The sequence below is a fragment of the Gillisia sp. CAL575 genome (assembly GCF_000403785.1).
GTDB lineage: Bacteria > Bacteroidota > Bacteroidia > Flavobacteriales > Flavobacteriaceae > Gillisia.
Window position 1 is genome coordinate 15,904 of record NZ_APHJ01000031.1, and the last position, 19,786, is coordinate 35,689.

Sequence of the window (19,786 nt, forward strand, 5' to 3'; positions counted from 1 at the left end):
CTACCACAATGACAGTTTTAAAAAAATCCCTATATAATTTAATTCGAAAGGAAGAGTCCTTTTTTAACTTTATTCAGGATTTTTCATTATATGGATATTGGTTTATAGATTTAGAAAAAACCAGTGATATTTTTATTGATCAAAAGCTCCTAAAATCTTTAGATTTTGATCCAGATATAATGAAGAATGAACTCTTATCTCCTATTAGTATCCTAGATAAGAAAGAATACGAAAGAGTTATATTTTCAGTTAAAAATCAATTTACAAAATTTTCTGATCCTGTTAATTTGGAAATTTCTTACACGTCTAAATCTGGATCAAGTATTCATTTTAATAGCAAGGCAATTGCATTAAGAAATTCAGACAACAAAGTAACGGCAATACTTGTAGGGAACACTTCATTAGCAAATGAACCCGAATCTAGACAAGACAGTCAACAAAAAGCAAAACGCCTTGAACGTATTATTGAGAGTACCAACATTGGTACTTGGGAATGGAATGTGCAAACCGGAGAAGCTATTTTTAATGAAAAATGGGCAAATATTTTAGGTTATACCTTAGCAGAGTTGCAGCCAACAAATATGAAAACCTGGGAGAAGTTTGCACACCCAGAAGATCATGAACGCTCTAACAGGTTGTTAGAAGAACATTTTCTTGGAAAGACGGAGTATTATGTAATAGAATCAAGGTTCAAAAATAAAGAAGGGGAATGGATTTGGGTTAAAGATACCGGTAAAGTGGGAAGCTGGACAAAAGATGGTAAACCTGAATGGATGACTGGAAGTCACCAGGACATTACAGAACGCAAAAAGCATGCGCTACTCTTAGAGAAATATCAAGACCTTTTGGAAAGATCTAACAAAGCTGCAATGATTGGCACATGGGAAGTAGATCTTATTAAAAGTGAAGCTCATTGGAGTGAGGTAACAAAAGAAATTCATGAAGTTGCTCAGGATTTCACTCCAATATTAGAGGAAGCAATAAATTTTTATCCTAAAGGTATTCACAGAGATACTGTTGAGAATTCTGTAAAAGCAGCTTTAGAAAATGGGGAAAACTACGATATCGAAGTAGAAATAATTACTGGTAACGGAAATAGAAAATGGGTTAGAGCAATTGGAATTTCAGAATTTAAAAATGGTAAATGTGAACGTCTCTATGGTCTTTTTCAAGATATCCATATTAGGAAAGAAGCAAACAGGTTAAATAACGAAAAACAAACTCTTTTAGAAACCATACTTAATAGTATAGAAGTTGGGATAGTTTCCTGCGATAGAGAAGGAAATCTCACGTTATTTAATAATGCCACTAAGAAATGGCATGGATTACCAGCAGAGCCAATTCCGGTTTCAGAATTTTCCAATCACTACGGTTTATTCCATTTAGATGGAAAATCCCCCTTAAAGACGGAAGATATCCCGCTCATTCAGGCTTTATATACTGGAGATGTTACTACAAAAGAGTTCATAATTTCTCCTAATAACGGAGAGATAAAACATATTGTAGCCGCAGGATCTCAATTAGTTGGGGAAGATGGAAACGTTTTTGGGGCTGTTGTCACTATGCATGACATCACTAAAATTAAAAAAACCACGCAACAACTAAAAATTAGCGAAGCCGCTTTTAGAGGTAATTTTGAAAATGCAGTTATTGGAATGGCTATTCTTAATGAGAAAACAGAATGGCTGGAAGTGAATGATCAACTAAGCAAAATTGTAGGTTATACAAGAGAAGAGTTATTAAGTTTAACTGTTTTCGATATAACTCATAAAGACGACATATTTACTAACATAGCATTATTAAAGGAATTTTTATCTGGTAAGAAGTCCTACTTAAATAACGAACAAAGGTTTATTCATAAAAATGGATCTATAGTACATACAATCCTATCGGTTTCTGTTGTTAAGAATGACCAAGGAAATCCTTTATATTTTATTGGTCAAATTACAGATATTACTCCAAGGAAAATCGCAGCTCAAAAGCTTCAGGAGACTCTTGCCAAATTAGAGGGAATATTAGATTCTAGTACCCATGTAAGCATTATAGGAACCGATATGGATGGTAATATCACAACATTTAATAGAGGAGCTGAAAACTTATTAGGCTATTCTAAAGATGAAATGATAGGTAAAGAATCACCAGCAAAAATCCATCTTAAATCGGAGATCCAAAAGAGAGGAGAGGAACTTTCAGCTGATTCCAATAAAAAAATCGAAAATTTTGATGTTTTTAGAACCTTGGCTATCAGCGATGACTACGACACAAGAGAATGGACCTACGTTCGAAAAGATGGAGTACAATTTCCAGTACAACTTACAGTAACTCCTGTGAAGGATAAGGATAATATTATTGGATACTTAGGAGTAGCAGCAGAGATAACCGAGATTAAGAGAGTTGAAAATGAAATTAAATCATTGTTAGTAGTTACTAGTGATCAAAATGATCGTTTAAAGAATTTTGCTCATATAGTTTCTCATAACCTAAGATCACATTCCGGTAATTTCGCCATGCTTTTAAGTTTGTTTTTACAAGACTTCCCAGAAGCCGAGGACAATGAAATTATGACGATGCTAAAGCTTGCTTCAGAAAATCTAAAAGAAACTATCGCTCATTTAAATGAAGTAGTTTTAATAAACACCAATATTGATGACAGTTTAATCTCAATTAATTTATATAATACTACTGTACAATCTATTAGAAACGTAGCAGGAATTGCTAATGATGCTGAAGTGGAAATTATAAACAATATTGATCCTAAACATGAAGTTCAGGGCTTACAGGCATATTTGGATAGCATTATTCTAAATTTCTTGACTAACGGAATTAAATATAGATCGTTAGAAAGAGCTTCTTTTGTCAAAATAGATTCTAAAATAGAAGAAAACTTTGTTTTAGTAAGTATTAGTGATAATGGACTAGGTATAGATCTTAAAAAACACAAGTCAAAGATATTCGGAATGTATAAAACCTTCCATAAAAATAAGGAATCTAGAGGGATTGGGTTATTTATTACTAAGAATCAAATAGAATCTTTAGGTGGAAGAATCGAAGTAGAAAGTGAAGTAGACAAAGGAACAACATTCAAATTATATTTAAAGCATGAAAAAAATTGATATCGCCTGCATTATAGATGATGATCCAATTTTTGTTTTTGGAGCGAAGAAAATTATGCAATATGCTGATTTTTGTACAGCTTTTATGATATTTCATAATGGAGAAGAAGCTCTTAATAACCTTAAATCCATAATAAAAGCTGGTGAAAGATTACCAGATATCATCTTGTTAGATCTTAACATGCCCATTATGGATGGGTGGCAATTTTTAGATGAGTTTACAAAGATCAAGACCGAAAGAAAGATTACTATTTATATAATTACCTCCTCTGTAGATCCTACTGATGTTGAAAAGGCTAAGGAATACGATAATGTAAATAATTATCTAGTGAAACCTATAACACTAGATACTCTACAACAATTACTGCATGATGGTGGCAATAATTAACTTTAAATAAAAGCATTAAAAAAAGCCTCCTAAAATTTAGGAGGCTTTTTCTTTTTAAGCTTAAAAACTAATGGTTTTGAAAGACTATCCTTTCCCTTCCATTTTGTCTTTTAATGCTTGAAGATCTGCATTTACATCACCAATAGTGGTTTTCTCAGTGTTTTGAGCTGATTTTTTAGCAGCTTGTTTCACGATTTTTTGCTCTTCTTCTTTATGTATAGCCATATGTGAAGCTACCACTCTCTTGAATTCTTTGTTGAATTCAATAATTTGGAACTCCGCAGACTCACCAGCATTAAGTTTCTTACCATCTTCTTTTTCAAGATGACGAGTAGGAACGAATGCAGTGATATCCTCATTAAACTCTATAGTTGCACCTTTGTCTACTATTTCAGCTATTTCCGCAGTATGTGTAGTACCTACAGCGAATTCAGTTTCATATTTATCCCAAGGGTTAGATTCAGTTTGCTTGTGACCTAAACTTAATTTACGTCCTTCTACATCTAATTCTAATACAACAACTTCCAACTTATCACCTACGTTAGTAAATTCAGATGGATGCTTGATCTTCTTAGTCCAAGAAAGGTCAGAAATATAAATAAGTCCGTCAATTCCTTCTTCCAATTCTACAAATACACCAAAGTTTGTAAAGTTACGTACAATACCTGTGTGCTTAGAACCAACTGGATACTTAGAAGTAATATCTGTCCATGGATCTGCGCTTAATTGCTTAATACCAAGAGACATTTTACGATCGTCACGATCTAAAGTTAAGATTTGAGCTTCAATCTCATCCCCTACTTTAACAAAATCCTGAGCTGAACGTAAATGCGTACTCCAAGACATTTCAGAAACGTGAATAAGTCCTTCAACTCCTTCAGCAACTTCAATGAATGCTCCGTAATCTGCAATTACAACTACTTTTCCTTTAACGTTGTCTCCAACTTTAAGGTTTTCGTCTAAAGCTTCCCATGGATGTTTGTGTAATTGTTTTAAACCTAATTGAATTCTAGTCTTAGCTTCATCGAAGTCAAGAATAACAACATTTAATTTCTGGTCTAATTCAACTATTTCGTTAGGATGGTTTATACGAGACCAAGAAAGATCTGTAATGTGAACCAATCCATCAACTCCACCAAGATCTACGAATACACCATAAGAAGTAATATTCTTAACAGTACCTTCTAATACTTGACCTTTTTCTAGTTGACCAATAATTTCTTTTTTCTGCTCTTCGATATCCGCTTCGATAAGCGCTTTGTGAGATACAACAACATTCTTAAATTCGTGGTTGATTTTCACAACTTTGAATTCCATTGTTTTACCTACGTAAGCATCGTAATCTCTAATTGGCTTCACGTCGATTTGAGAACCTGGCAAGAATGCCTCAATTCCAAATACATCTACGATCATACCACCTTTAGTACGACATTTAACAAAACCGTTTACGATTAATGCTTCATCATGTGCTTTGTTCACACGATCCCAAGCCATGATCACACGAGCTTTACGGTGAGAAAGGATTAATTGACCTGTAGCGTCTTCACGTACATCAATTAAAACTTCAACCTCATCTCCAACTTTAAGATCTGGATTGTAACGGAATTCGTTTAAAGAGATAACTCCTTCACTTTTCGCGTTAATGTCAATAATAGCATCACGATCTGTGATATTAATAACTCTACCAGTAGTAACTTCATCATCTAAAGTATCTACAAAGTTTTCAGCTACTAACTTCTCAAATTCTACTAACTTAGTATCATCTACAGGATCTATTCCTTCTTCGTAGTTGTGCCAGTTAAAGTCTTTTAAGAATTGTTCAGGGTTTTCCTGTTGTGCAGACGGTGCCGCGTGGTTTGAAACTTCAGAGTTAGACTCTTGAACTTCTTGATTTTTTGTTTCTTCAGCCATTGCTGATTGTAATATTTGTATTCTATGTTCTTTATGGAAATTTCAGATAATTAAACACAGAAGTGATTATATATTTGATTTTCAACCCTTTTCTATTTCCATTTCTTTATCTAAAAAGGAGTGCAAAAATACAACTTAATTTGTTATATTCAAATATTTGAGAACTCTGTTTTATGAAACTGAATTTTTAAATAAAAAATGAAAGATTAAAATAAGTACAGAGTAGATAAGTCCAAGTGTTGCGACCCCGGTCCAACCAAATTCTTGCCATGCATAAGCACCTGTAATAGTACCTAAAGCTCCTCCAATAAAATACCCAACCATATAGATAGTATTGATTCTATTTCTAGCATTCTGATTTTTTGAAAAGATGATGTTCTGATTAGTAATATGTAAAGATTGTAATCCCATATCAACCAAGATCACTCCTATTATCAAACCTATAATAGAACTACCGGAAAACACGAATATTCCCCAAGCCACGATCATTAAAAAAGTAGAAATGGTGATAAGTCTGTTTTTATTCATACTATCACTAAGTTTTCCCATAACAGTAGCGGCAAGCGCACCTCCAATTCCCAGAATTCCAAAAGCACCTGTAACGGCGCTTCCATAATTAAATGAATCTTCCATTAGAAATACCAAGGTGGTCCAAAATGCACTAAATCCTGCAAATCCTAATCCTCCTCTCATGGCCGCTAATCTTACCGAACTTTCAGATCTAAAGTAATGCAGTATAGATTTCATTAGTTGTGCATAAGTACCTTTAAAATCTGGAGCTAGTTCTGGTAACTTGTATTTAAGCAACACCCAATAGATCAGCATAATTCCTGTAGCAATATAATACATGGCTCTCCAACCAAGATACTCACCTACCATTCCGCTTATAAATCTACTTCCCAAGATTCCAATTAGCAGTCCGCTCATCACAATACCTATGGCTCTTCCTTTCCTTTCTTCTGAAGCTAACTGGGCAGCCATTGGAACAAAGAGTTGGGGAACTACTGAAGAAAATCCAATAAAAAAACTGGCAATAGTAAGAATTAATAACGAAGGTGCTAAAGCAGCTGCCAGCAAGCTGATTACAATTGCGATAAAATCTATTAGGATAAGTTTTTTTCGGGGAAATTTATCTCCGAGTGGAATTATAAATAATAATCCTAAGGCATATCCTATTTGAGTAAATAAAGGAATATTACTAACAGCTGTTTCTTTAACCTGATAAGTTTCTGCTATAAGATTTAAAAGCGGCTGATTATAATAGTTATTGGCTACCACCAATCCTGCTCCAACAGCCATTAAATATAATAATGAATTGGGAAGTTTAGCCTCAGTCATTCAGCTTTGGCAAGTTTTAATTAGGCTTAGCTATAACATCATTGGCAATATTAAGCAAGGTATTGAACTGCTCCTCCAATGTTAATGAAGAATTATCAATTTCTATGGCATCATCGGCTTTTACTAAAGGAGAATCTTCTCTAGTGGTATCTAAATGGTCTCTCTCTTCTACATTTTTGAGAACCTCATCGTAACTCACTTCCTGCCCTTTTTCTTTCATTTCCTTAAATCGGCGCTTTGCTCTTTCCTCTGCAGTGGCGGTCATAAAGATCTTTAATTCAGCATTAGGAAAAACAACCGTTCCAATATCTCTACCATCCATTACCACTCCTTTCTCCAAGCCCATTAGTTGTTGTTGAGAAACAAGTTTAGCACGAACTTTTGAAACTGCCGCTACCCTACTTACGTACTGAGAAACTTCTAAAGTACGAACCTCATCCTCAATATTTTCATCATTCAAATATATAGCAGCGAAACCACGAGAAGCCTCGAAAGCAAATTTTAAATTTAAAGAAGGCAAGTCTTTAATTAAACTTTCTTCATCAAAAGTATCCTTGGTGATATATTTTTTTCTCATTGCATATAGCGTAATAGCTCTATACATAGCACCAGTATCTACATATACATAACTTAATTCTTTGGCTAGTTGTTTTGCTACTGTGCTTTTTCCTGTAGAAGAAAAACCGTCTATTGCTATGGTAATTTTATGATCTGTCAATCTATTAGATTTAATGGATTATTCCTGTTTACTTTTCAACTTCAAAGATAAATAAAGCAGAATTTAAATTGTAAAAAAAATAAACCCTGAATTGCTTCAGGGTTTGGAATCTTATAGTTCTTTTGGGTTATCTACTTTCTCGTTAGTAAGGGCAAGTTCAATAACGTCTTTCATTTCCCTCACATAATGAAAAGTAAGGCCTTTTAAATAATCTGCCTTGATCTCTTCTATATCTCTTCTGTTCTCTTCACAAAGGATGATTTCTTTTATTCTTGCTCTCTTGGCTGCAAGGATTTTCTCCTTGATTCCCCCAACAGGCAATACCTTTCCTCTTAAAGTGATCTCTCCTGTCATTGCCAGACTCTTCTTGATCTTACGCTGAGTAAATAAAGACACCAAAGATGTTAGCATAGTAATTCCTGCGCTAGGCCCATCTTTTGGAGTTGCTCCTTCTGGTACGTGAATATGAACGTTATATTTCTCAAACACTTCAGGATCTAAATTCAGCATTTCTGCATTTGCTTTAAGATATTCCATTGCGATGGTAGCAGATTCTTTCATTACCTTTCCAAGGTTTCCGGTAATATTTAAATTTCCTTTTCCTTTAGATAAAATAGATTCAATAAATAAGATATCTCCACCTACGCTTGTCCAAGCCAAACCTGTAACTACTCCCGCAACATCGTTATTCTCATATTTGTCACGCTCCATTCTAGGACTTCCTAAAATCTTTATTACATCTTCATTAGTGATCTTCACCACATACTCTTCCTCCATTGCAATATTCTTGGCAGCATAACGCACCATTTTTGCAATTTGCTTTTCTAAACCACGAACTCCAGACTCTCTAGTATAACCTTCTACAATCTTCTCTAATTGTGCTTTACCAATCTTGATGTGTTCTTTAGTAAGTCCGTGTTCTTTAAGTTGCTTAGGCAGTAAATGTTGCTTAGCGATCTCTACTTTTTCTTCTATAGTATATCCCGTAACATTAATGATTTCCATTCTATCTCGAAGAGCGGGTTGCACAGTACTTAAACTATTTGCAGTTGCAATGAACATCACTTTAGAAAGATCAAATCCCATTTCCAGAAAGTTATCATGAAACTCACTATTCTGCTCTGGATCTAAAACTTCTAATAATGCTGAAGACGGATCTCCATTATGACCACTATTAAGTTTATCTATTTCATCTAAAACAAAAACGGGGTTACTTGTGCCAGCCTTCTTAAGACTCTGGATAATCCTACCCGGCATCGCGCCAATATAGGTCTTTCTATGTCCTCTTATTTCAGCTTCATCTCTTAGTCCACCTAAAGAAATACGCACATATTCTCTACCTAATGCTTCAGCAATAGATCTTCCTAAAGAGGTTTTCCCAACTCCTGGAGGTCCATATAAACATAAGATTGGAGATTTCATGTCATTTCTAAGCTTTAAAACAGCTAAATATTCAATGATACGCTCCTTTACATCATCTAATCCATAATGATCTCTATCTAGTATTTTCTTAGCGCGCTTGAGATCAAATTTATCTTTGCTAAATTCATCCCAAGGAAGATCTAGAAAAAGATCCAAATAATTTCTTTGAATAGAATACTCAGCAACCTGAGGATTCATTCGCTGCATTTTAGCCAGCTCTTTTGTAAAGTGCTTTTCAACTTTTTCGTCCCATTTTTTACTTTTAGCACGAACTCGCATCTCTTCCATCTCATCTTCATTAGAAGCTCCACCAAGTTCTTCTTGGATAGTCTTTAATTGCTGATGAAGGAAATACTCACGCTGCTGCTGACTCATGTCGCTTTGCACCTTACTTTGGATCACATTTTTAAGTTCCAGTTTCTGGTTCTCAACGTTCATGAATTTTAAAGTCTCCAGCGCTCGAGTCTTTAAATTATTGGTCTTCAATAATTTTTGCTTTTCCTCTACACTCAAATTCATGTTAGAAGACACAAAATTTATAAGGAAAGAAGGGCTTTCAATATTCTTTATTGCAAAAGATGCTTCCGACGGGATATTCGGACTTCCCTTGATGATTTGAAGCGCAAGATCCTTAATAGATTCTATAATAGCTCCAAATTCAGCATTCTTAAGCTCTGGTCTAACTTCTGGAACTTCATCTACAGAAGCCGTCATGTAAGGTTTTTCAGAAATTACCTCTTTAATTTTAAACCGTTTTTTCCCTTGTATAATAACAGTTGTATTCCCATCGGGCATTTTAAGCACTCTTAGAATTCTTGCTACTACTCCTGTTTTATAAATATCATCTACTCCAGGGTTTTCTACATCTTCATCCTTTTGAGCTACAACACCAATAACTTTATTTCCGCTATTTGCATCGTTAATAAGCTTTATGGAAGTATCTCTTCCCGCTGTAATTGGTATTACAACACCGGGAAACAAAACAGTATTTCTTAAAGGTAATATTGGTAAATTTTCGGGGAGTTCTTCTTTATTTATCTCCTCTTCATCTTCTGGGGTCATCAAAGGAATTAATTCTGCATCTTCATCGATTCCTTGAAATGACAAACTGTCAATATTTAATAATTTAGATTTAGCCATATCTTTATTTAGGTCAAACTGTCACTACAGTTTATTATTTATATCCACGCACAATTTGCTGCGAGGGTTTAATCCTACTGCCTCTGTACGTAGCGGGTATTATTTTAATCTGTTATTTCAATTGTTATGCCACCAAAAAGAATTCAACTTTTTTTTCAGAAACTGTAACAATTTAAAAACATAGGTATCTTTATAGTAGAAGCCTAATAGAAATTTCTTGACACCGACCATTACTTATACAGAAGATTTGATTGTACGTTGCAAAAAACAGGAGCATCGAGCACAATTAGAAGTATACAAGAAATATTACAAAGCGATGTATAATACTGCCCTTAGAATTGTAAAGGATTCTGCGGAAGCGGAAGATATTATGCAAGAAGGATTTATCACGGCTTTTTCTAAGATCGATTCATTTGAAGGGAAATCTACATTCGGAGCCTGGATCAAGAAAATTGTAGTAAACCTTAGTATCAATGCGTATAACAAGAGAACAAAATATATCCAGGTTTCTTATAATGATGAGTTTAAGAATAAAATGGATGAAGGAACAGAGATTGGCATCGTTGAAGAGGAAGAAAACCAATGTAGAATTCAGCATATTTTAAGAAAGTTCGAATCTCTTAAAGAAAGCTATAGAGTTGTACTTACGCTTCATTTAATTGAAGGATATGATAATGATGAAATCTGTGAGATCCTAAAATTAAGCCCTGCTAATTGTAGAACTACCATCTCTAGAGCAAAAGTACAATTAAGAAAAATATTATCAGAAAATGAAAGATGAAGAATTATATAAACTCTTTATAAACGAAGATTGCGATCTAGAAGAACCAGAAATTGGTCATGAAGAACGTTTTCTATATAAATTAAAAGAGTCCCGGAACTTAAGAAGCTCAAGAGGCGAAAACCCTGTTAGACCAATATGGAAATCTTGGATAGCCATTGCTGCAAGCATTGTTTTTATAATACTTATTGCTGGGAGCTTTTTAAGCTCAAACATTTTATCGAAGCCTGCAGATCTTGCTACTATTTCTCCTGAAATGAAGGAAACACAAGATTTTTATGCAAAAGCTATAAGAGCGGAACTGGAAAAGGTGAATGCTTCTAAATCGCCTGAAACAAAAATCATAATCGATGATGCCTTAGTGCAAATGGAACGTCTAGATGAAGAATATAAAAAACTTAAGATAGACCTCTCTATAAGTGGGAAAGATAAACGGGTAATATTCGCTATGGTTTCCAACTTACAACAACGTATAGATCTTTTGAATACCGTTTTAAGACAAATTGAAGATATTAAAGAACTAAAAAACTATAAAAATGAAAGCACTACTATTTAACATATTAATCCTTTTAGTAATGTATCCCGCAGTTCCAAATAATAGTGAAAATGAGGCAACACCAGATAAAATTTCTGGCAAGCATACTAAGGAGAAAAAGATTTCTAAATCTTATGATGTAGCTGCAGATGCTCTTCTAAAAATTGACAATAGTTATGGGAATATAGATGTTAGTACGTGGAGCCAGAATAAAGTTCAAATTGAAGTAGTAATCAAGGTGAATGGAAATGACGAACAAAAAGTAAAAGAAAAGCTGGAAGGGATCTATGTAAAATTTAATCAATCTTCTGAAGGAGTAAGTGCTAAGACCTATTTTGAGGAAGAAAGCAGATCTTGGTGGAATATGATCTTTGGTGAGAATAATAATATAAATATGGAGATTAATTATGTTATTAAAGCACCTATTACAAATAATGTCCATCTTATAAATAACTACGGAAATATCTATCTAGATAAACTAACCGGGAATGCAAAAATTAATTGCGATTATGGAAGCATCGACATTGGAGAATTGCTAGGGAATACTAATAATATTAATATAGACTACTCCAGAAATAGTCATATAAGAGTAGTTAAAAACGCAGTGATAAATGCAGATTATTCTGAATTTGAAGTAGAAGATGCAAAAACTCTGGATATCAATGCAGATTATTCTAAAAGCAAAATAAGAAAAGTAGAGTATCTAAAATACAATGGAGATTATGGGAGTTTAAATGTAGATAAGCTTAGAAAACTTGACGGCAACGGGGATTATGTGAGCACAAAAATTGGACAAGCTTATCAAGCTATAGATCTTAACGTAGACTATGGAAGTCTCGAAATAACTAAAATTATGAAAGGTGCAGGAGACATAAAAATTAAATCCAATTACGCTGGAGTAAAAATTGGCTATGCAATGGATCAAGCTTTCGACTTTGATATCGTCTCCACTTATGGAGGAATAGATGGAATGGACGAATTAGAAATTCAAAAGAAAAATGAGGAATCATACAAAAAGAGTTATTCTGGTTACCATATAAAATCTGGCAACTCAAGTAATATTATAATAAGAAGCAATTACGCCAGTATCACATTTCAGAAAAAATAAACCAACAACTAAAACAAATCAATCATGAAAAAAGTAATTATTCTATTAGCTCTTATAATATTGGGCTCCAGCACTATGAATGCACAATGGTGGGGCAGCAAAAAGGTGAATGGAAACGGAAATTTGGTAACAGATACCCGTAGCACTTCCAGTTACGATGAAGTTGCATTAGTAGGATCTATAGATGTTCAAATTATCTCTGGTACAGAAGGAAAACTTAAGGTAGAAGCAGAAAGTAATTTGCAGGAATATATTCTAACTGAAGTAAAAGATGGAAAGCTCAAAATTTCTGTTGAAAAAGATGTGTCTTTAAACCCATCTAGAAATATGACTATTCGGGTGACGGTTCCAGTAGAAACTATTAATAGTCTTTATGTTACCGGATCTGGTGATGTTTCCAATACTGGGTTACTAAAAGCTAAAGAATTAAAAATTGGAGTTACCGGTTCTGGCGATATTAATCTTAATGTAGAAGCAAGAGAACTATGGGGATCTATAACAGGTTCTGGTGATATTAAACTAAATGGAAAAGCACAAGATTTCAACTGTAAAGTTACCGGATCTGGGGATTTTATGGCTTATGGCCTAAATGCTGAAAATGTAGAAGCTGCGGTTTCTGGATCTGGAGACATTGAGGTTTACGCTTCTCGATCCTTAAAAGCGAGAGTTTCTGGTTCTGGCGATATAAGTTATAAAGGAAATCCAGAAAAACAGGATTTTAAAACATCTGGTTCAGGAGATATATCAAGGCATTAGTAATAGCGTTGTGTTAGCCGTAATTCGTCTTAACCTGATAAAAAACGTCATTCTGAACTTGTTTCAGAATCCCTTAACAGAGTAATTTAATATTAAAATTGATATCCTGAAATAAATTCAGGGTGACGAAATAACTATTATAACAAAAAGCGGATATACATTAAAGCATTTTACAATTATGACTAATGAACCTATAGGAGTTAGCCAACTTTTATAGGTTCATTATTTTTAGGAACTCTTAGCAACAAAAATACACCCGCTACAAAGAAAACTATTAGAAAAAGAATAGCATTACGAACACTTCCTGTAAGTTGAGCTACAATCCCGTACATAGACATCCCAATTACAATTCCTATCTTTTCAGAAACATCGTAAAAACTAAAGTAACTCGCTGTATCCAAAGTGTTCTCAGGAATCATTTTAGAATAGGTAGAACGCGATAAGGCCTGAATCCCACCCATAACTAATCCTACTGCTGCTGCAGCTACATAGAACTCCTGTGGGGTAATTATGTAATAGGCATAGATACAGATTAGGATCCAGAAAATATTCAAATATATAAGAGTCCTAATATTTCCTATATTCGAGGCAATCCTAGATGTTAAAGTTGCACCTAATACTGCAACTAGCTGTATTAATAAGATACTTACAATTAAACCTGTTGTAGCATCTTGTTCTCCCCAGTCCAGTTCCTCTATTCCAAAATAGGTAGCAATAAGCATAATGGTTTGAACGGCCATACTGTATGTAAAAAAAGCCATTAAATATCTGCTAAGTCTTACTTGATGCTTAAGAGCGAACCAAATTTTCTTAATTTCTTTAAATCCGTTGAAAAGTACATTCCTAGTAAGCTTCTCTTTCTTATTTCCCTTAGGTAAATACTTATAAGTATATTGACTAAATCCTATCCACCAAATCCCTGTTAACACGAAGGATAATCTAGTTGGTAAACCTTCATCTTCAAAACCAAACCATTCAAATTTCATGATCATTATTAAACAAATAATCAGCAGGATCACACTTCCAATATATCCTAAGGAAAAACCTTTAGCGCTAATTTTATCTTGTTGCTCTGGAAAAGCTATATCTGGTAAATAAGAATTATAAAATACCAGACTAGACCAAAAGCCAATAAGAGCAAAGAAATAGCATAACAAACCAAACCACAAAAAATCCAAACTAAACCAAAAAAGACCAATGCAAGAAATCGAACCTAAATAGCAGAAGAATTTTAGAAAAGACTTTTTATTCCCCACATAATCTGAGATCCCTGATAGAAAAGGACTGAAAATAGAAACCACCAAGAAGGCTAAAGCGGTAACATAACTAATTAACGAATCGTTATTTAGATTAAATCCCATAAAATTTACGGTATCATCTATAATATTACCGTCGCTATCTTTTACAATTGTAATCGCACCATAAAAAATCGGGAAGATTGCGGAGGCGATGACCAAACTGTAAACAGAGTTGGCCCAATCATAAAACGCCCAGGCGTTTAATAATTTCTTACTTCCTTTAGGGGGATATTTCATTTTTTAAAAATAACAAAAAAAGCCGCTCTATAAGAACGGCTTTAGAAATTTTGTAATGAATTCCCTATTTAAAAGAAGTTACACCATATTTAGCTGCTTCAGCTCTAGCTGCTGGAGCCCATTGTGTAAGATTGTTTATTCTTGTTTGAGATGACGGGTGAGTGCTTAAAAACTCTGGTGGTGCTTGTCCCCCACTATTTTCTGCCATTCTTCTCCAAAGGTCTGCTGCTTCATCTGGATTATATCCTGCGATAGCCATTAATGTTAAACCTATTCTATCAGCTTCAGTTTCATGACTTCTACTAAAAGGCAACATTACACCTAATTGAGAACCTAATCCGTAAGCTTGAGCAAAGATCTGTTGTGTTTGTTGGCTTCTTCCACTTACAGCAACACTTCCTGCTACCGCACCTAATTGTTGTAATTGTGCAGCACTCATTCTTTGTGCGCCATGATCTGCTAACGCGTGCGCTACCTCATGCGCCATAACTACAGCTAATCCGGTTTCATCTTTAGCAACTGGTAAAATACCTGTATAAGCAACTACTTTCCCTCCAGGCATAGCCCAAGCATTTACTGCCTCATCGTCTACTAAATTAAATTCCCAAGCGAAATCTTTTAAATATCCTTGATAACCATTAGCATTCAAATATCTTTCTGAAGCTGTAACTATTTTTTGACCTACATTTTTAACCATCCTTGCTTCAGAAGTACCTGTTACCACTTTGTTTTCAGATAAAAACTGATCATATTGTGCAAACGCGGCTGGAAATATTTGATCGTTAGATACAAAATTTAAATTTTTCTCTCCAGTAAAGGGATTGGTCTTACAACCAACCATAACAATTACAGCAAAAACTGCTATAAATAAATTTCTAATTCTCATGATTTTTGGTTTTAGTTTGATAAAAATACAAAACAACCGCTTTCTGTTAAGAAGGTTTATGCTTGCTTTAACAGTTATGGATTTTCAAAAATGATACCAATAATAAAATTTCTATTCTATTATTCTTAAACCCATCCTCTTGGAATTTTATTTAACTTGGCGCTTCTAAATCATCCTATGCCTCAATCAGCCGAAAAAAAAAAGCCAGTGCAAGTATTGCTTGCACCAAAATATTTAATGGTAACAGGAAAAATCTTAACTAAGATCTCTCCATTTCTTGCGAGTAGATTTGCCGCTAGATTATTTTTTACTCCTTTTAAATATAAAATTCCCGAGAGAGAAAAAGAAATGGATTTAAATTCCATTCAAGCGAGTATAACAGTTCCTTCCATTAACAGAGAAATTGTAGTATATCAGTATGGAAAATCCGAAAATAAAATATTGCTTATTCATGGTTGGAGCGGTACTGGAACTCAAATGGCGGTTATCGCAAAAGAACTTGTAAAAAAAGGATTTAGCATTATAAGTTTTGATGCACCAGGTCATGGAAAAGCACCTGGTAAAATAAGTATGATGCCGTTTTTTATAGAAGCTATTCATCATTTAGAAAAAACTTATGGACCCTTCCATGCTGCAATAGGTCATTCTTTAGGAGGAATGTCTATTCTTAAAGCTGTAAAAGATGGAGTATCGATAAAAAAATTGGTAATTATAGGAACAGCCAACAGTGTAACGCATATCACGAAGGACTTTGCACAAAACATGCAACTAAATGAAAAGGTGGCTGTAAAGATGAAATCTTATTTTGATTCAAAATTTGGAGAAGATTTGGATAATTATTCCGGAGCGGTTTCTGCAGAAGCTGTTACAATACCTACCCTAGTAATTCATGATGAGGATGATGTAGATGTACATGTAAGTTCTGCTCATGAAATTTCTAAAAATCTACGCAACAGTCAATTATTAATAACTAGAGGCCTAGGGCACAGAAAAATTTTAGGGGATTCTAATGTAATTAACAAAATAACAACATTCATAGCGGTATAGTCTTTGTAGTTTTATAAATAAAAAATTATGAAAAATATATTTTTTGCAATTTTAGCAATCGTTGCCGTTAGTTGTAATAGCAGCGCTCAAAAAAATGATAGCAAAGCAAATTCTAAAGAAGTAGCATCAACGTATGAAGTTACTAAAACAGATGCAGAATGGAAAGAAATCTTAACTCCAGCCCAATATCAGATTCTAAGAAAAGCTGGAACCGAGAGACCTTTTTCTAGTGAATTGAATGATATTAAAAAGCCTGGGACATTCGTTTGCGCTGCCTGCGAAACTGAGTTATACAAAACGGAGAATAAATTTGATAGCGGAACTGGATGGCCAAGTTTTGATAGAGCCATTAAAAATGGTATAGCCATGGGTTCTGATTCTAAATTGGGATATTCCAGAGATGAAATTCATTGTGGTACTTGTGGAGGGCATTTAGGTCATTTATTTAATGATGGACCTCGTGAAACTACCGGTGAGAGACATTGTATAAATGGAGATGCAATGAAATTTATTCCAGATACCAAATAATCATACTAGAAATGAAAAAATATAATATAGAAAAGACCGAAGAGGAATGGAAACAAGAACTTTCTGAAGAACAATATAAAGTTTTGAGGCAAAAAGGGACTGAAGCTCCAAACTCTGGAAAATATAATCTTCATTTTGATAATGGAGAGTATCAATGTGCAGCCTGCAAAGCAAAACTTTTTGAAAGTAATAGCAAATTCGAAAGTGGTTGTGGTTGGCCTAGTTTTGATAATGCCATTGAGGGAACCGTTGAACATGTTCAGGATAAAACATTTGGAATGATTAGAACAGAAATTCTTTGCGCTAATTGTGGTAGTCATTTAGGACATGTTTTTGACGATGGCCCTACCCCTACAGGTCAAAGATTTTGTGTAAATTCCGCAAGTATTGCTTTTAATAAAAACTCTTAAACCTTAAAAATTTAAATTATGAAAAAAATATCTACACTTATTATTTGTGCCCTTTTTGCACTTACTTCTTGTACTTCCGATAGTGTTCAAGGACCTCCCGGACCTCAGGGACCAGAAGGACCTTCTGGAGTAGGTGGTTTTATTGGAACTGCAATAGATGTAACTGGTGATTTTACCGCAACAAATTCCTATACACTTTCCGTATTTTTTGATGATGAAGGAGTTGAGGTTTTTGAATCGGATGCTGTTTTAGTTTATGTTAAAGTTGGAGATGGTAACGATGATGCGAATGGAGTTCCAATAGAAATATTTAGAGCTTTACCCCAAACTTATTTCCAAGGAGACAAAACAATCCAATATAACTTCGATTTCACTTATGAAGATGTATTTATCTTTTTAGATGGGATCAATTCAAACGGAACGCAATTAGATTTTGCTGCTTTAGATGCAGAATTTAGATTGAATCAAAAATTCAGAGTTATTGTTGTTCCTGCCGCTTTTGCTCAGAATAAACAACAAATAGATCTTACAAATATGAATGCCGTTATGAAGGAGTTGAATATTAGTGAGGCAGATGTGATTAAATAATAGTCAAATTAAAATAAATTCATATCAATGGCTCTTCCTCCAAGGTAGAGCCATTTTTATTTTATTGAATATACTAGAAATAACACTAATTCTAATTCTTTCAGTTTAAGCTTATATTCCTTAAATTCGCAACTTCTAAAAATGTCATAAAAATTTCGAAATATGAGTAAATACGATATCGTTGTTCTAGGAAGTGGTCCAGGAGGTTACGTAACCGCAATTCGCGCTTCACAACTTGGTTTTAAAACCGCAATCATCGAAAAGGAAAAACTTGGAGGTGTATGTCTTAACTGGGGTTGTATCCCAACAAAAGCTTTACTTAAGAGTGCTCAGGTATTCGATTATTTAAAACATGCAGAAGACTATGGTCTTACTCTTCAGAAACCAGATAAAGATTTTGGAGCTGTTGTAAAGCGAAGTAGAGATGTAGCAGATGGAATGAGCAAGGGTGTTCAATTCTTAATGAAAAAGAATAAGATTGACGTTATTGAGGGTTACGGAAAACTTAAGGGCGGTAAGAAAGTTGAGGTTACAGATAAAGATAACAAGACTAAAGATATTGAAGCAGATCATATAATAGTTGCAACAGGAGCAAGATCTAGAGAATTACCAAATCTTAAACAAGATGGTAAAAAGGTGATTGGATACCGTGAAGCAATGACTTTAAAGACCCAACCAAAATCTATGATCGTAGTTGGTTCTGGAGCAATTGGTGTTGAATTTGCTCACTTTTATAATGCTATGGGAACAGATGTGACTATCGTAGAATTTCTTCCTAATCTAGTTCCTTTAGAAGATGAAGATGTTTCTAAGCAGTTTGAAAGAAGTGTTAAGAAAGCCGGAATTAAGGTGATGACCAATTCTTCTGTTGAGAGTGTAGACACTTCAGGAAAATTGATAAAAGCGAAAGTTAAGACCAAAAAAGGGGAAGAAACTCTAGAAGCAGAGATCGTACTTTCTGCAGTTGGAATTAAAACTAATATTGAAAATATCGGTTTAGAAGAACTTGGTATTAAAACAGATAAAGATAAGATTGTTGTAAATGAATGGTACCAAACTAATGTTGCAGGAATTTATGCAATTGGAGATGTGGTAGCTGGACCTGCACTTGCTCACGTAGCTTCTGCTGAAGGAATTACTTGTGTAGAAAAAATAGCAGGAGTTCATGTTGAAGCAATAGATTATGGAAACATCCCTGGATGTACCTATGCTACTCCAGAGATTGCATCTGTTGGAATGACGGAAAAGCAAGCTAAAGAGGCTGGTTACGAACTTAAAGTTGGTAAATTTCCTTTCTCTGCATCTGGAAAAGCAAAAGCTGCTGGAACTCCAGACGGTTTCGTAAAAGTTATTTTTGATGCTAAATATGGTGAATGGTTAGGTTGCCATATGATTGGTGCAGGAGTAACAGATATGATCGCTGAAGCAGTACTTGGTAGAAAATTGGAAACTACAGGACATGAAGTTTTAAAAGCTATTCATCCTCACCCAACAATGAGTGAAGCAGTGATGGAAGCTGTTGCAGCTGCTTATGGAGAAGTGATTCATCTATAATATTAATAGGTTAAAATAAAAAAGCTCC

Annotated in this window: 17 protein-coding genes; 11 read left to right on the forward strand and 6 right to left on the reverse strand. The window is 34.3% G+C overall.

Annotation, left to right across the window (positions count from 1 at the left end; all coding sequences use genetic code 11):
- Nucleotides 1-8: 8 nt before the first annotated feature.
- Both I130_RS16280 and I130_RS11140 read left to right on the forward strand, forming a co-directional pair.
- The gene (locus I130_RS16280) at nucleotides 9-3,113 is read left to right on the forward strand and encodes a PAS domain S-box protein (protein WP_051119693.1); all 3,105 of its coding nucleotides are present in this window, start codon (nucleotides 9-11) and stop codon (nucleotides 3,111-3,113) included.
- Nucleotides 3,100-3,501, forward strand: coding sequence for a response regulator (locus I130_RS11140; RefSeq protein ID WP_034923039.1), 402 nt, complete (start codon nucleotides 3,100-3,102; stop codon nucleotides 3,499-3,501). Before I130_RS16280 ends, I130_RS11140 begins: the two co-directional genes overlap by 14 nt.
- An 84-nt stretch (nucleotides 3,502-3,585) precedes the next feature.
- Here the strand turns inward: I130_RS11140 and rpsA are convergent, their stop codons facing one another.
- The 4 genes from rpsA to lon all read right to left on the reverse strand — a co-directional run bounded on the left by rpsA (nucleotide 3,586) and on the right by lon (nucleotide 10,030).
- Nucleotides 3,586-5,412 carry a 30S ribosomal protein S1 gene (rpsA, locus tag I130_RS11145; RefSeq protein WP_034923041.1) on the reverse strand — a complete coding sequence of 609 codons (1,827 nt, stop codon included), beginning with the start codon at nucleotides 5,410-5,412 and terminating at the stop codon, nucleotides 3,586-3,588.
- A gap of 171 nt (nucleotides 5,413-5,583) precedes the next feature.
- Nucleotides 5,584-6,750: an MFS transporter gene (locus I130_RS11150; protein ID WP_034923044.1), complete on the reverse strand. Its 1,167-nt coding sequence runs from the start codon at nucleotides 6,748-6,750 to the stop codon at nucleotides 5,584-5,586.
- A 16-nt stretch (nucleotides 6,751-6,766) separates the two neighbouring features.
- On the reverse strand, nucleotides 6,767-7,468 hold the full coding sequence (gene cmk / locus I130_RS11155) for a (d)CMP kinase (protein WP_034923045.1): 702 nt from the start codon (nucleotides 7,466-7,468) through the stop codon (nucleotides 6,767-6,769).
- A 111-nt stretch (nucleotides 7,469-7,579) separates the two neighbouring features.
- Nucleotides 7,580-10,030, reverse strand: coding sequence for an endopeptidase La (gene lon, locus I130_RS11160; RefSeq protein ID WP_034923046.1), 2,451 nt, complete (start codon nucleotides 10,028-10,030; stop codon nucleotides 7,580-7,582).
- A gap of 217 nt (nucleotides 10,031-10,247) precedes the next feature.
- On the opposite strand from lon, the gene I130_RS11165 reads away from it, so the two are divergent.
- From I130_RS11165 to I130_RS11180, 4 genes are read left to right on the forward strand one after another with little or no spacing between them, the layout of a single operon-like run.
- Nucleotides 10,248-10,811, forward strand: coding sequence for an RNA polymerase sigma factor (locus I130_RS11165; protein WP_034923047.1), 564 nt, complete (start codon nucleotides 10,248-10,250; stop codon nucleotides 10,809-10,811).
- Nucleotides 10,801-11,367, forward strand: coding sequence for a hypothetical protein (locus tag I130_RS11170; protein WP_034923048.1), 567 nt, complete (start codon nucleotides 10,801-10,803; stop codon nucleotides 11,365-11,367). The genes I130_RS11165 and I130_RS11170 overlap by 11 nt, the downstream gene beginning before the upstream one ends.
- Nucleotides 11,348-12,454 carry a hypothetical protein gene (locus tag I130_RS11175; protein ID WP_034923049.1) on the forward strand — a complete coding sequence of 369 codons (1,107 nt, stop codon included), beginning with the start codon at nucleotides 11,348-11,350 and terminating at the stop codon, nucleotides 12,452-12,454. Before I130_RS11170 ends, I130_RS11175 begins: the two co-directional genes overlap by 20 nt.
- A gap of 24 nt (nucleotides 12,455-12,478) precedes the next feature.
- Nucleotides 12,479-13,210 (forward strand): head GIN domain-containing protein, encoded by a 732-nt coding sequence (locus I130_RS11180; protein WP_034923050.1) that lies wholly within the window; start codon nucleotides 12,479-12,481, stop codon nucleotides 13,208-13,210.
- A gap of 200 nt (nucleotides 13,211-13,410) precedes the next feature.
- Here I130_RS11180 and I130_RS11185 read toward each other — a convergent pair whose 3' ends face one another.
- Entirely contained in the window at nucleotides 13,411-14,745 is a 1,335-nt protein-coding gene (locus tag I130_RS11185) for an MFS transporter (RefSeq protein WP_034923051.1), read from the reverse strand.
- Between the two features lie 64 nt (nucleotides 14,746-14,809).
- Nucleotides 14,810-15,631 (reverse strand): M48 family metallopeptidase, encoded by an 822-nt coding sequence (locus I130_RS11190; RefSeq protein ID WP_051119694.1) that lies wholly within the window; start codon nucleotides 15,629-15,631, stop codon nucleotides 14,810-14,812.
- Between the two features lie 177 nt (nucleotides 15,632-15,808).
- On the opposite strand from I130_RS11190, the gene I130_RS11195 reads away from it, so the two are divergent.
- The 5 genes from I130_RS11195 (at nucleotide 15,809) to lpdA (ending at nucleotide 19,758) form a co-directional block, all read left to right on the forward strand.
- On the forward strand, nucleotides 15,809-16,678 hold the full coding sequence (locus I130_RS11195; protein ID WP_034923052.1) for an alpha/beta hydrolase: 870 nt from the start codon (nucleotides 15,809-15,811) through the stop codon (nucleotides 16,676-16,678).
- A gap of 27 nt (nucleotides 16,679-16,705) precedes the next feature.
- Entirely contained in the window at nucleotides 16,706-17,206 is a 501-nt protein-coding gene (gene msrB, locus I130_RS11200) for a peptide-methionine (R)-S-oxide reductase MsrB (RefSeq protein WP_034923053.1), read from the forward strand.
- A gap of 11 nt (nucleotides 17,207-17,217) precedes the next feature.
- Nucleotides 17,218-17,616, forward strand: a complete 399-nt coding sequence (gene msrB, locus I130_RS11205) for a peptide-methionine (R)-S-oxide reductase MsrB (RefSeq protein ID WP_034923054.1) — start codon at nucleotides 17,218-17,220, stop codon at nucleotides 17,614-17,616.
- A gap of 18 nt (nucleotides 17,617-17,634) precedes the next feature.
- A complete protein-coding gene (locus tag I130_RS11210) occupies nucleotides 17,635-18,204 on the forward strand; it encodes a hypothetical protein (protein WP_034923055.1) in 570 nt (189 codons plus the stop codon).
- 162 nt (nucleotides 18,205-18,366) lie between these two features.
- Nucleotides 18,367-19,758 (forward strand): dihydrolipoyl dehydrogenase, encoded by a 1,392-nt coding sequence (gene lpdA, locus I130_RS11215; protein WP_034923056.1) that lies wholly within the window; start codon nucleotides 18,367-18,369, stop codon nucleotides 19,756-19,758.
- Nucleotides 19,759-19,786 lie beyond the last annotated feature (28 nt).